Annotated in this window: 11 protein-coding genes; 5 read left to right on the forward strand and 6 right to left on the reverse strand. The window is 31.0% G+C overall.

Annotation, left to right across the window (positions count from 1 at the left end):
- Positions 1-108: 108 nt before the first annotated feature.
- The gene (locus H0I26_RS00055) at positions 109-2082 is read right to left on the reverse strand and encodes a putative porin (RefSeq protein WP_218700488.1); all 1974 of its coding nucleotides are present in this window, start codon (positions 2080-2082) and stop codon (positions 109-111) included.
- 147 nt (positions 2083-2229) lie between these two features.
- Here H0I26_RS00055 and H0I26_RS00060 point away from each other — a divergent pair, with 147 nt between their 5' ends.
- From H0I26_RS00060 to H0I26_RS00070, 3 genes are all read left to right on the forward strand, one after another.
- Positions 2230-2829, forward strand: coding sequence for a ribonuclease HII (locus tag H0I26_RS00060; RefSeq protein WP_218700489.1), 600 nt, complete (start codon positions 2230-2232; stop codon positions 2827-2829).
- Between the two features lie 32 nt (positions 2830-2861).
- Entirely contained in the window at positions 2862-5282 is a 2421-nt protein-coding gene (locus H0I26_RS00065) for a ribonuclease HII (RefSeq protein WP_218700490.1), read from the forward strand.
- 112 nt (positions 5283-5394) lie between these two features.
- Entirely contained in the window at positions 5395-6444 is a 1050-nt protein-coding gene (locus tag H0I26_RS00070) for a nucleoid-associated protein (protein ID WP_101015228.1), read from the forward strand.
- Between the two features lie 73 nt (positions 6445-6517).
- On the opposite strand, the gene lipB is transcribed toward H0I26_RS00070, so the two are convergent.
- Positions 6518-7219: a lipoyl(octanoyl) transferase LipB gene (gene lipB, locus H0I26_RS00075; RefSeq protein WP_218700491.1), complete on the reverse strand. Its 702-nt coding sequence runs from the start codon at positions 7217-7219 to the stop codon at positions 6518-6520.
- A gap of 291 nt (positions 7220-7510) precedes the next feature.
- Here lipB and lysS point away from each other — a divergent pair, with 291 nt between their 5' ends.
- A complete protein-coding gene (lysS, locus tag H0I26_RS00080; RefSeq protein ID WP_101015230.1) occupies positions 7511-9202 on the forward strand; it encodes a lysine--tRNA ligase in 1692 nt (563 codons plus the stop codon).
- A 401-nt stretch (positions 9203-9603) separates the two neighbouring features.
- Here lysS and H0I26_RS00085 read toward each other — a convergent pair whose 3' ends face one another.
- The 4 genes from H0I26_RS00085 to H0I26_RS00100 form a co-directional block, all read right to left on the reverse strand.
- Positions 9604-10176 (reverse strand): GDYXXLXY domain-containing protein, encoded by a 573-nt coding sequence (locus tag H0I26_RS00085; RefSeq protein ID WP_218700492.1) that lies wholly within the window; start codon positions 10174-10176, stop codon positions 9604-9606.
- Between the two features lies 1 nt (position 10177).
- Positions 10178-11467: a DUF2157 domain-containing protein gene (locus H0I26_RS00090; protein WP_218700493.1), complete on the reverse strand. Its 1290-nt coding sequence runs from the start codon at positions 11465-11467 to the stop codon at positions 10178-10180.
- Between the two features lie 97 nt (positions 11468-11564).
- Entirely contained in the window at positions 11565-12047 is a 483-nt protein-coding gene (yiaA, locus tag H0I26_RS00095; protein WP_218700494.1) for an inner membrane protein YiaA, read from the reverse strand.
- 88 nt (positions 12048-12135) lie between these two features.
- Positions 12136-12294: a hypothetical protein gene (locus tag H0I26_RS00100; protein ID WP_157814051.1), complete on the reverse strand. Its 159-nt coding sequence runs from the start codon at positions 12292-12294 to the stop codon at positions 12136-12138.
- 151 nt (positions 12295-12445) lie between these two features.
- On the opposite strand from H0I26_RS00100, the gene H0I26_RS00105 reads away from it, so the two are divergent.
- Positions 12446-13960, forward strand: a complete 1515-nt coding sequence (locus tag H0I26_RS00105; RefSeq protein ID WP_218700495.1) for a tetratricopeptide repeat protein — start codon at positions 12446-12448, stop codon at positions 13958-13960.
- The last annotated feature ends 50 nt before the right edge of the window (positions 13961-14010 follow it).

Below are 14010 nucleotides of genomic sequence, written 5' to 3' on the forward strand. Positions count from 1 at the left end.
TACTATGACCATTGCCTATTTTGGATACTATACTATATAATAGGTATAACATTTGTAAAAAAAAGCGAGTAGTGATAGCTCAACCCTTTGGGTAACGCGCTAATTATATTACAAAAAGAAATTCCACACCAATCCAAAACGTATTGTAAAATCACGGAATGGTTGATTTGGCGCTGAATAATATGTAGGATCTGAAAATAGCGCATTAAAATGCTCTACTTTTAGATATATTCTAGTTTGTCTAATTTTTGCATTAACAAAGAAGTCCAATCTTGGGAATGCCCCTAATTCTTGATCGTTTTGAGTATAGAACTCCGCTATTAACGGGTCATAGCCATCCATGTTATATGCTGAGAAATAATTGAATATTACTCCTGTTTGCAAAAACATTGCTTTTTTAAATATATGGTTTGAGTAGTATAACGTGTTTCGGGTTACTATTTGCGGAACATTTAAGACATTTGAATCGTCTTTTACATTTTGATATAGTATCGTATTATCTAATGCGAAGTTTTTATACCTGATTTCCTTTTGAAGCTTAACTTTTAAATACGTTATAGGACTTGCGTTTTGAAAAGCTTTAACACCATCATCTTCGTTTTTTGCAAAATAAACGTAATCGTTTATTGTATTAAAGTCTAATGTTAGGTTTGCATACTTATCAGATTGCACATTAAACACTAATTTTTGAGTCTTTATGTTATCAAATTGATTCCTCCAATTATAATTTTTGTAACTACTTTGAAATAATAGTGTATTGAAATCTGGTGCGACCGACTTATGCCTAATATTTGCAGACAACTTCACATCTTCGTTTAACTGGTATGACGCTGTCCCTGAAATATAATTCCCATCAAAATCGCCGGACACATTTAAACCTGCTTCTCCTTTTAAGTTAAACCCTTTATATTGTTTATTATATTTTGCACCAACAGATACTATATCGCCTTTTAACCTATTAGGGATTGTAATGTTATTTAAAACTACAACTTTATCGTAACCATAGTTATAATTATTATGTGTGGCATTAAATTGAACGTTACCTATTATTGAATTACTATAGTTTAATTGTAATTGGTTGGTAAATTGCTCTAGCTCTGTTCTATCCTTAATATTACTAGTTTGAAAAGAATCTCCAAAATAATCCGTGTTAGCTGTGGTTTGATCGTAGGTGTAAATTTTATCTTCCAGCGTCATAATATGTGCTAGTTGAATTTTATTCGAACTTACAGAATCTTTTGGTTGCAAAATATCGTAGCTATGGTTTAAATAAAACCGCTTACCTAATAATAGACTTTCGGCATCCTCAAAATTAACCTCTAATACTCCTCTATCTTTAAAATCATCATCTCCAGATTCAAAAAACGCAATATTATCTTCTTTTAAACCACCATTTTCTTCATTTAAAATGTCTTGAGAAGTAAAATGTGTATTTAAAACGTAACGTTTATTTTTGGTCTTATAACTAGACGTAATCCGCAAATTTCCTGTACTACTCAAAGTGTTTTGATAAAACCCTAATGATCGCAACCCTTTATAACCTATTGATAAATTAAATTGCCTTGATGTATTTGTTGTAAAAAAAGCATCTAATTGTTGCCCTTGTGTAAATGCTGTTTTAAAAAACAGTTCTGTTAGTGGTGTTGGTGCATGATAATAATTAACATCATCCGCATTTAAATAATTAAAATGTTTAGCCTTTGACCCAAATCCAGGAAGCTGGTTTGTGTTTTCAAAACTATAGGTTAGACTATTATACGTTTGTCCAACATTAGCAAATGGCATAAGTCCAAAATTATCTCGTCTTAAGTAATTGTATTTATATTCCTTATTAATTGTCAGTGTGGTGTCTACATAAGTTGTGTCTCTAGTAGATGAAATTATCAAATACTCTGAGATTAATGTTTTTTGTTTTTCGTTTTTATTTGCTTTTGACCGTTTAGACTTGGTACTATCTTGTGATGAAGACAAATTGCTTTCTACCTCTGAATCTGTATTAAAAGATTTTTTAAGTGAAGGCTTTTGAGCATACGTTATACCTACAAAAGCGAATAAAAGGAAAGTGAAAATTATTTTTTTCATTAAATGGTGACTATTTTATACCTTTAATTTAAAGCTGAATCATTTATGTTTGCCAAAAATAGCAAATATCTTTATGGTTTTATGCTTTCTGTTAAGAAAGGCACAAAATTGAATTATAGTATAACGTTAAACCTTCATTTTTATTTAATGCTTAAATTAAAATATACCAAACACAAATTAGAATGTGGAACAGATGAAGCAGGTCGCGGTTGCCTTGCTGGTCCTGTTACTGCTGCTGCAGTGATTTTGAAACCCAACTTTAAAAATGCCATATTAAATGACTCGAAACAAATAAGCGAGAAAAAACGTGATTTATTACGTCCTATTATAGAAACACAAGCACTTTGCTTTGGTTTTAGTCATATTTATGAAGACACTATTGACGAGATTAATATATTAAATGCTTCAATATTGGCCATGCACAAAGCAATTGATGCTATGCCTAAAACACCTGAATTTATCATTGTTGATGGTAACAAGTTTAAACCATACAAAGACATTCCGTCTGAAACTATTATTAAAGGAGATGCTAAATATATGAGCATTGCCGCAGCATCTGTTTTAGCAAAAACATATCGAGACGAATACATGAATATCATCCATGAAGAATTCCCGATGTACAACTGGAAACAAAACAAAGGATACCCGACGAAACAACACAGAGAGGCTATTAGAAAATATGGTGTCACAAAATATCACAGAAAATCCTTTAGACTATTACCAGAACAATTGAAAATTGAATTGTAACTTATTATCTTTGCTTAAATATTCTACTTTTTATGAAACATGCTTGGTATAGTCTTCTTTTAATAACACTCCTTTTTTCTTGTGAATCTTCGACAAAAAAAAACACGATTGAAGACTTTATCTATAGTGACTCGGATTTTATATTAACTATAAATAACCTAGAAAACTTTAAAAGCAATACGAGCAACAATCACTTTATTGAAGCACTATCAAACACAACAGGTTATAATAATATTACTAAGAAGCTTGATTTTTTAAATCAAATTAATAGTCAGCAACGTATATACATTAATCTATTTAAAGATAAAAAAGACAGTTTGCAGTACAGCTTTGCAACCCAATTAAATGATTCTATTTTTACTCTAGACAGTCTTAAAACGAAAAGAGAAATTGTACAATTAAAAGGACTTTCGGCAGAAAAATTAACTATAGATAATCAAACTATATATGTTTCTACACAAGCCAATATTCTAGTCGGCGCTAATAACACTTCTCATCTAGAAGACTTGTTTAGCAGTAGCACTGAAAATGTTTCAATAAAAAAAATTATAGCAACACAGGATGAAACGGCTTCGTTTTCGTTATTTACGAACAATAATAACTTAAAATCTATTTTTAAAAACGAAGCTCTTACTTTTAAAAATTTTACTGAATATCTAACCTTTGACACTGAGGTTAGTCAAAACAATTTGATATTAAGCGGAATTACTAAAGCAAAAGATAGCACTAGCTTAATTAACGTATTTAAAAATACCCTCCCTCAAGACAATCAGTTAGCACAAATCGCACCTTCTAATAGTGATGGTTTTTTAAGTATTACTTTTAATGATTATAACGTTTTTAAAAAGAATCTAAACACCTTTAACAAAGTCGATAGTACAGCAGTAAACAATACTTTATTTGAAAATATTATTGAATTTGGTGAAATTTATAGTGACACCACAAGTGCTGTTGTATTAAACTCGATTGACCTAATTGGTACTCAGGAAGCACTACTAAGCGAACAGGAGAGAATAGAAAATTTTAGAGGCGTAAGCATTTACAATTTCTCTAAACCGACCTTGTTTTTAGATGAATTAAAACCCTTTGTTACACTAAAAAGCGCCACTAACTATTGTATTATCAATCAATTTTTAATTTTTGCTTCTAATACTGAAACCTTAGAAAACATTATTGTTAATTTTCAAAATCAAACGACTTTAAGTGACCGCTCATACTATAAAGAGGTCAAAAAAGGATTAAGCAGTCAATCTTCTATATTACAAGTCCTAAATCCAACAAGTTTGAGACAATTGGTTAATACCAATTTAAATACTACTTCCGATTTAAATTTTGATAATTACAAATCATCTGCGTTACAATTTATTTACGATACCAACTTTGCTCATTTTAATGCTATAATTAAACAAAGCAAGACTAAGGTTTATGACAATTCCATTACTGAATTGTTTAATATCAAACTAGACAACGATGTACTTAACAATCCGCAATTTGTAAAAAGTCATCTTGTTAAACAACAAAATATCATTGTACAAGATATTACCAACAAGTTATATTTAATTACTAATGACGGTAAAATACTTTGGAAAAAACAATTAAACGGTCCAGTACTAGGTGAAATTAAGCAAATTGACATGTATAAAAATGGTCGTTTACAATTGGCTTTTGTAACGCCTACACGCCTTTATGTTTTAGACAGAAATGGGAATGAGGTCAAACCTTTTCCTATGTCGTTTTCTGATAAAATTACACAACCGCTATCCGTTTTTGATTATGATAAAAGAAAAAATTACCGTCTGTTTGTCACTCAAGGTAAAAATGTATTATTATATGATGGTAGAGGAAAAAAAGTAAAAGGTTTTAATTTCAAAGCAGCAAAAGAAGCACTAAACACCCAACCACAACACCTTAGAATTAAAAACAAAGATTACCTTATTTTTAAAACCGACACACAATTATACATTTTAGACCGACGTGGAAAAACAAGAGTGAGTCCTAAAACAGATTTAACTTTCTCAGATCAACCCGTTTCAAATTATAATTTAGATTTTATAACAACAACAGCCGATGGTAAAATAGCGACAATTACTCAAAAAGGGATCGTTTCTACTACTGCTTCTAATCTATCTGAGAATAACACCATCACATCTACGACTAAAACGTTGCTTTCTCAAAGTAATAACCTTTTAAATATTAAAGACAATACTCTAGAACTAGATTTTGGAAGTTATACTCCTGCAAAATTGTTTTTGATAAATGACAAAATATACATTTCTACCACAGATAGACAAACACAAAAGGTTTTACTATATGATAGCAATGCCAAATTGCAAGACAACTTTCCTGTTTATGGCACCTCTGCCATTGATCTAGATAATATTGACAACGACTCTAAACTAGAATTTGTGACCAAAGGAGAACGTAATTCCATTCTTGTTTACAAAATAAACTAAATATTTAAAAACTATAATTATTAAAAACCGAAGCAAAGTCTTCGGTTTTTTTGTGTTTTATTTCTGCTTTATTTAGTAACATTGTAACTCAAAATAAACTCCAATTTTCAAGATGATTACACGTAAACTCGCTACCATTTCAAAATTTATAATTCACAAGGTTGGTAACAAACATAACGACACCAAAAATGCTTTTTCTGAGAAAGAAGTCCATTTTGACGAAGAGAGTTATGAGCTTATGTTACCTTTTTTACTAAGGCCATTTGGAAGCGTTGTACAGAGTTACCGATTTAATCACCACGCCAATGTGGAGCTTAACGAGATTAACTCTTACAGTAAACAGATTTTTAATGACGATGATGCTTTTGTCGAGATGTCTAAAAACATAGTTAAGCATTTATTTGAACAAAGTAATTCTGCCCAAATAAAAACTGGAGATGTTTTGGTTGCCGTTTTTGAAGGTATTGAATACAAAGAAATGGTTACCAATGCTATTGGAATATTTAAAATTGAAAACAAAACAAACTTCTTTCAAACCTTTTTAGAAGATAGTAGTTATGACGTTTTAGTTCAAAAAGGAATCTCGTCCAAAAAAGTTGATAAAGGGTGTTTGATTTTAAATCAAACGGACATGGAAGGTAATATTATTTTGACTGTGGATAATAACAGTTATGATGCACAATATTGGTTAGATAGATTTCTAAACATTAAATATGCTGATGACATGAATAATCACACACATAACTACTTAGATATGTGCAGTGAGTTTTCTTCAGAGATTTTAAAAACAAGTTTTGGAGAACAAGAACGTAATATCTTTTTAGCAAAAACAATCGATTACTTTAAGGAGAATGAGATTATAAACGTTGAACGTTTTAAAGAAGAAGTCTTTACTGAAGAGAATCACATACAGTTATTTGAAGATTTTAAAAAAGAATACGAAGGCGAACAAAATATATTATTAAGAAATCAATTTGATCTTGCTGAAGCTGTAGTTAAGAAGGATAAGAAGAAAATTAAAACTGACATTAAATTGGATACTAACATCCAAATTAAATTAGATATAGATTCTCCAGATGCTGCGCAAGAATATTTAGAACGCGGTTATGACGAAGAGAAAAAAATGCACTATTATAAAGTGTTTTTTAATGCCGAAGCATAACACTTAACAATGATAACTACATACCTTAAGTTTAGTTTTAAGACAAAACCATAATTAGGGTATATAGTAATTGTTATTGCTTAAACTCAGCCTCAAACATTTTACTAAAATGTTTTAATATTTTTGCTTTTACTTCTGCTTCATCGACTTCTTTAACACCCAGTTCTACGTTTAAAGAACTTACTGCTTTACCTCTAATTCCACAAGGAATAATATTATCAAAATACCCTAGGTTAGCATTCACGTTAAGTGCAAATCCGTGCATAGTCACCCATCGACTTGCTCTAACACCCATAGCACAAATTTTACGAGCAAAAGGTGTTCCAACGTCAAGCCAAACACCAGTTTCGCCTTCGCTTCGTGTCGCTTTCAAACCGTATTCATCCAAGGTTAAAATAATAACTTCTTCTAAAAAACGTAAATACTTATGTATATCAGTAAAAAAATTATCCAAATCTAAAATAGGATATCCTACAATTTGACCAGGACCATGATATGTAATATCTCCACCTCTGTTTATTTTATAAAATGTAGCACCTTTAGCTTTTAGCTGGTCTTCATTTAACAACAAGTTAGACACATCACCGCTTTTCCCTAAAGTATATACATGAGGATGCTCCACAAACAGAAAGAAATTCTCTGTTTCTAAACCCGCCGCTTCTCTTCTATTCTTTATTTTAGTGTCTAAAATCCCTTTAAATAGTTGCTCTTGGTAATCCCAAGTTTCTTTAAAGTCTTTTGTCCCTAAATCCTGTAGTTGTATCGTTTTATTCATAACAAAATTAATAGCACAAAGATACAATTTATCTTTCAAGATTATTCACTATTACCCGTCTTGAAATTACAAATAACAGCTAGGTAGTTATTGATTGTGAAATACAATCCTTGATTGGCGCAGTACCCAGACAAACACCGCTTTTATGTCATGAAATACCAAAGCACAAAAATCACCTTATATATCTATTCAAAAATTTAATAGTTTGATGGTGTACTTATTTGATGTTATCACTTATTTTTTGTTACAAACGCTTATCTTTGTGCCTTAATTTTTTTTTACAATAAAACTATGTCACAATTATCTGAGCAAGAGCTCGTACGTAGAGAAAAACTTGCCAAATTACGCGAGTTAGGTATCAACCCTTATCCAGCAGATTTATATCCTGTTTCTGACAATTCTAAACAGATTAAACAGGAGTTCAAAGAAGGCAAACAGGTAGTTGTTGCTGGTAGATTGATGGCAATTAACATTCAAGGAAAAGCGTCTTTTGCACAATTACAAGATTCTGAAGGACGTATACAGTTATATTTTAACAGAGACGAAATTTGCCCTGGAGAAGATAAAGATCAATATAATGTTGTCTTTAAAAAATTATTAGACCTAGGAGATTTTGTTGGTATTGAAGGTGAATTGTTTACAACACAAGTTGGAGAAAAAACAATATTGGTTAAAGGGTTTTCTTTACTAAGTAAATCTTTAAAGCCATTACCAATTCCTAAGCAAAAAGACGGAAAAACATACGATGCGTTTACAGATCCAGAAATGCGTTACAGACAACGTTATGCTGATTTAGCTGTAAACCCACACGTTAAAGATGTTTTTATAAAACGCACTAAGTTATTTAATGCTATGCGTAGCTTTTTTAATGACTCCGGTTATTTTGAAGTAGAAACACCAATATTACAACCAATTCCTGGTGGAGCAGCTGCACGTCCTTTTATTACGCACCATAACAGTTTAGACATACCATTATATATGCGTATTGCTAATGAGTTATATCTAAAACGATTAATTGTTGGTGGTTTTGATGGTGTTTATGAGTTTTCTAAAAACTTCCGTAATGAAGGAATGGACAGAACACACAATCCTGAATTTACAGCAATGGAAATTTATGTAGCCTATAAAGACTACAATTGGATGATGGATTTTTGCGAACAACTTCTAGAACATTGTGCTATAGCCGTAAATGGAACATCTGAAGCTACTTTTGGAGAACACAAAATAGACTTTAAAGCGCCTTATGCAAGAGTTACTATGGCGGACTCTATTAAGCACTTTACTGGATTTGATATCACAGGTAAAACAGAAGACGAGATCAGAACAGCAGCAAAAGACATGGGCATTAGCGTAGACGCAACCATGGGAAAAGGAAAGCTGATTGATGAAATTTTTGGTGAAAAATGTGAAGGTAATTACATCCAACCTACATTTATTACGGACTATCCAAAAGAAATGAGTCCATTATGTAAAGAACACAGAGAAAACCCTGAATTAACAGAACGTTTTGAACTAATGGTTTGTGGTAAAGAAATAGCAAATGCTTATTCTGAACTTAATGATCCAATAGACCAACGTCAACGTTTTGAGCACCAATTAAAATTGGCTGCTAAAGGTGATGATGAAGCGACAGAATTTATAGATGAAGACTTTTTACGTGCTTTAGAGTACGGTATGCCTCCAACATCTGGAATGGGAATTGGAATGGATAGGTTAATTATGTTTTTAACGAACAATCAATCTATACAAGAAGTATTATTTTTCCCTCAAATGCGACCTGAAAAGAAAGCAGCACCAATGAATGAGGAAGAAAAAGCAGTACTTGCTTTATTAAAAACGACTAGCCCAATAGAATTGAACGCACTTAAAGAGCAATCTGGATTAAGTAATAAAAAATGGGATAAAACTATAAAAGGTTTAACCAAAATAGGCGTTGCCAAAGTAAACAAAACTGACGATGGGCTATTTGTAGAAGTTGTTTAACTGATACAGGTAACCAAATTGGTATAATCAAAAAAAGGAACGACATAACTGTAGTTCCTTTTTTTTGTTCTAACGTCTATTTATGAGGGTAAATTCTTTAGAAAATTTTTAGACAAAAATTTATAGTACCAATTTCTATTAGACAGCTTTACGCCCATTTGTCTTGACGCTTTAATTTTAGACAGCACGCCAAGACTTCTTATAATCACTACAATTACTAGTGCTAAAATTAAAAATATCATCAAACTTAAAAATGTCATAGATCTGTGCTCTAAATTATCTTGTAATAAAATTAGTACACTAAGAACTATTTACCAATTGAAAACTCTTAATGTTATTTGAAATTCGATTACAAGCTACTTTTAAAGGATAAAAACCTTAAAAATTGAGTAAAACACTATTTAATCAGCTGCTTTTTGCATCTCCACATAAGTTCCTATTGGCACATCGTTAATAAAAACATCCTCTAATACGGACTGTCCATTTTTAACATAAACCAAACCATACGTATTATTTACCAAACCCTGTCTACTCGCTTTTCTATAAGCCATTTCAGCTGGATAAGCTTTACTTTCCTCCATATAAAACCTATCAAAAGGTAGCCTAAACTGAATAATCTTACTCTTTTGGTAATACCCATAAGTTTTAGCTATCACAAAATCGTCATCAGTATTTGTTCTAAACGGGCTTACCGATTTTATTGCAGCATAACCTAAGTTATCCGTTTTTAGATAGACATAAATAGCACTGTTATTTTCCCATAATGTATCTGCAGTTACAGCTTTATTCATATCAAAAGACAAAGTAATGTATTTCCCTCTAAAAGGATCTGTTGGATCAATGGGACGCGTTTTAAATTTATAAGCTGTTCCCGAATTTAAAACAGATTGGTTTTTAAAAACCATGGCAGTTGGCACACTTAATTGAATTAAAGCCAAAACCACGAAAAGTATAAATATATATATTGTTTTCATCTTAATTGTTTAAAGATTTATTTTGATTTGATTTCTGCTTTTTAAGCATGACGTAGTTTGTACTAAAGAAACCGACTCCTATAGTTATGAATAATAAGCCACGAATAACAAAGCTCATATTTGTATCAAAAAACCTAAAACTTATTAAACCTGTAATAATTAACAATCCATAGTTTAAGATTCCGAAGTGACATTTATCCACTCCCGTTTTTACTGTCGCAATACCTAAAGCAAGTATTAGGAAGTTAATTAACACTAGTCCTGCAATTGCATAATAACTACTAATTATAAAAACAATTAAGTATAACACAAATACATATCTAAACAAGTTAAATGGTTTTAAGCTATCTTTTATATGACTATAGACTAGGGTTGCTATTGTAAGCGTGATCAAAAGTATTGGAACGTAAAAACTTGATACACTGTAATACTCATAATTAAAGTCTCCCGACCAATATCTATGAAAAGACGCTAAAAGAAGTGTAACAACTACACCAAGAGATCCAATTGCTAAGTAACCGTTTTTTCTTAGTTTTAGAAATTTTAAATAAGGTAATTGCCCAATATTGTAAAGCAACCCAAAAAACAATATAAAAACCAGATACAAAATACTGCTTGAAACCTCTAAAAAAGCCGCAAATGTAATGGTCAAACTTAATGGAAATAACCAATTAAGGAAAGAAAACCCGTTAGAAGCTGACTCGTTTTTTATGACATTATAATAAAAAGGAAGTACACCAACTAGCATAACCAAATACAACCAAGGTATCTGCCCGTTATCAAAATACCCGACTAAACAAGCATAATAAGTTGCAAAAACCAGGTGCAGTATTGCCAACACTTTTGATTTCAGCAAATAAACTAATGGTAAGCAAAGTAAAATCCAAGTTAATAAATAGTCTTCTAAATTGCCCGGTACATTATAAATTTGGCCAACTAAAGCAATTGCAGCTCCTACCCCAAAAAACAGAAAGACACCTGATGCTTCTTTCCACGTTTGACTCTTCTTTTTAAATATCGAAAAACCAACTAGCAATTGTCCAATTACCAAAGGGATAAAAGCCAATACTGTTATGACCATCTTAGGCAAATATTCCCAATTATGGGCAAATAGTAATATTATTCCGGACCCTATTAATAGAGATCCCAAAACAGCAAACAGTAGAAATAACCTATTAGGTGCTTTGGCTTCTTTAGATTCAAAGTAGCGCTCTATCCGTAATGCAGTGTCTTCAGATATTATCTGATTTTTTAGTAATTCTGGTAATGTCTTTACAAATTTTGTGCTCATTTTTAATGGTTTTAATTAGTTTTAGTTAAAAACCTCGTAACACAGGTCACGAGGCTTTAGGTTAATCATCACATTAACCAATCATCAAAACAAAACATTAAACATTGTCTGCTTTCTCATTTGCTAAAAAGGCAATATCACGCGTGTTTTTTTGCACCGCAATAGCAGCAAAAAGACTTAAGGTAAATGACATTCCATAAAACCCTTTTTCGCTAAGTACTAAATCTGCGTTCCACAATCCAATAACTAATAACGCGATTGCTGCAACAGAAGTAAACCAACTTATGCCGTAATAAATTTCAGTTACTGGTATATTTTCAAGCTTATCTCTCACGGATTTCTGTACAGATATTACAGAGAATAATCCAAACAGTAAGATTGTAAAATAATACCCTTTTTCATTTAGAACCATATTTGCATTCCATAATCCAATGCAATAAGAAACCATACCAAGACATAAAGCTGCCCAAGATGCTCCTACAAATGCCGGCGTGGGTTTTGTATTATATGTTGCTACCTTTTTTTTAAACTTTTTAGACTTTTGGTCTTCATTAATTGAAACTGTTGTTTGATAATCCATACTATTTTTGTTTTTGATAATTATTATATAAAATAAAGTGTAAGACATAATGTCTATAAACTGATAAGACGGATAAAGCTAATTTGTTTTAGACACCTAAATAACTCACCTTACTTCCTGTATGATTACTTAAATCTGCTACATAAGATTGATAGCTGTCTATTAAATAATCTTGAATCTCCATTCTGTTAGCTAGTAATACGCTAAAAAATAAAACGATAAGTGTTGCTTTAAAAAATGTTTTCATGATATTTTGATTTGTTGATTATAGGACAAAGATGCAACAGGCAGAGAGTTCTATAAAAACAGATTTAAAATAAAACTGACGATATATTTTAGAATAAAAATAGAATTAACCCAATATAAAAGGTTATTTTTAACTAAATAATGACGATTAAATGACTGATTTAAATAGCTTAATTTCAACATTTTCTAATGAAGAACAACAACAGTTTATAACATTTCTAGAAAAAAAGAACAAAAGAAGCGATACCAAAAACGTACAACTCTACAAGTTACTTCAAGATAAAGACATGGACACATATACCATTTGTAATATGCTTTATGGTAGTCAGAAAAAAGGAGCGTATCATGCCTTAAGAAAACGTTTATATCAATCTGTTATAGATTTTATAGCCAACAAACATCTGGCAGACGAGAGTACTGTAGAAATGCAATTAATAAAACTACTAATCACTGCTAGAGCCTGCCTTACTAAAAAACAATACAAAACAGCCTATAAATTATTATCGAAAGCTGAAGCAATAGCAATAGAACATGCTTTATTTTCTATTTTGAATGAAATTTATCACACCAAAATTCAATATTCCTACTCACAACCACAAGATAAACTAGAATATTACATTACTGCTTTTAAAAGTAATCAACATAATGCTTATATAGAAGATCAGCTAAACATTGTCTATGCTAAAATCAGACAAACATTAAACAACATAAACTATAAAGGTGCTGTCTTAGATCTAGAAACATTATTAAACAATACTCTGGAAGAGCATAATATAAATCTAGAAAATGCCATTACATTTAAAGCAATATATCAAATTATAAGTATTGTTAGCTTATCCGCTTTTGTAACCAATGACTATTATAAAATAGAATCCTTTTTACTAAAACATTATACCACTCTAAAATCATACAAAAACCGAGAGAAACAAACTTATTATCACATTCAGATACTATATATGATTGCCAATACTTTATTTAGGAACAAAAAATTTGACGAAGCTTCGTTGTACTTGAATGCAATGGAAACACAATTAAAGAGTAATCAAAAAAAGCACTACAATACCTTTATATTAAAACACAACCTATTAAAAGGTTTGACATTTAATTACACGAACCAACAAACAGAAGCTATTGCCTTACTAGAAAAAAGCACTAAACTAAAACATCAAGATATAGAAAACCAGTTAGACATCCACTTATGCTTAATCATGACCCATGTACAACATGACGCCTACAAAAAAGCAAATCAAGTTATGGCTACTTTTTATCATACCGATGCTTATTACGAAACTAAAGCAGGAAAAGAATGGGTTATTAAAAAAAACTTAATAGACATTATAATACAAATAGAATTAGAGAACATCGATTTAGTAGACTCTAGACTACGTAGTTTTAAACGACAATACTACTCCTATTTAAAACAAATTAATCAAAATCGAGTTATCACGTATTTAAGCTTTGTCGAGTTATACTTTAAAGACCCAAATATTGTAACGACTACAACATTTAAGGCTAGAATAGAAAGTGCTTTTATTTGGGTTGACGCCCAACAAGAAGACATTTTTGTTATGAGTTTCTACGCTTGGTTAAAAAGCAAAATGGAAAACAAACCGCTATACACCACCACTTTAGAACTTGTAGAAATGGCGAAAACCAATGTTAATTAAAAGCTAAAAAACAAGCACTTATTAAACCTTTTAGAAAATAGCTGGTCTTA

It is taken from the genome of Olleya sp. HaHaR_3_96 (genome assembly GCF_019278545.1).
Lineage (GTDB): Bacteria > Bacteroidota > Bacteroidia > Flavobacteriales > Flavobacteriaceae > Olleya.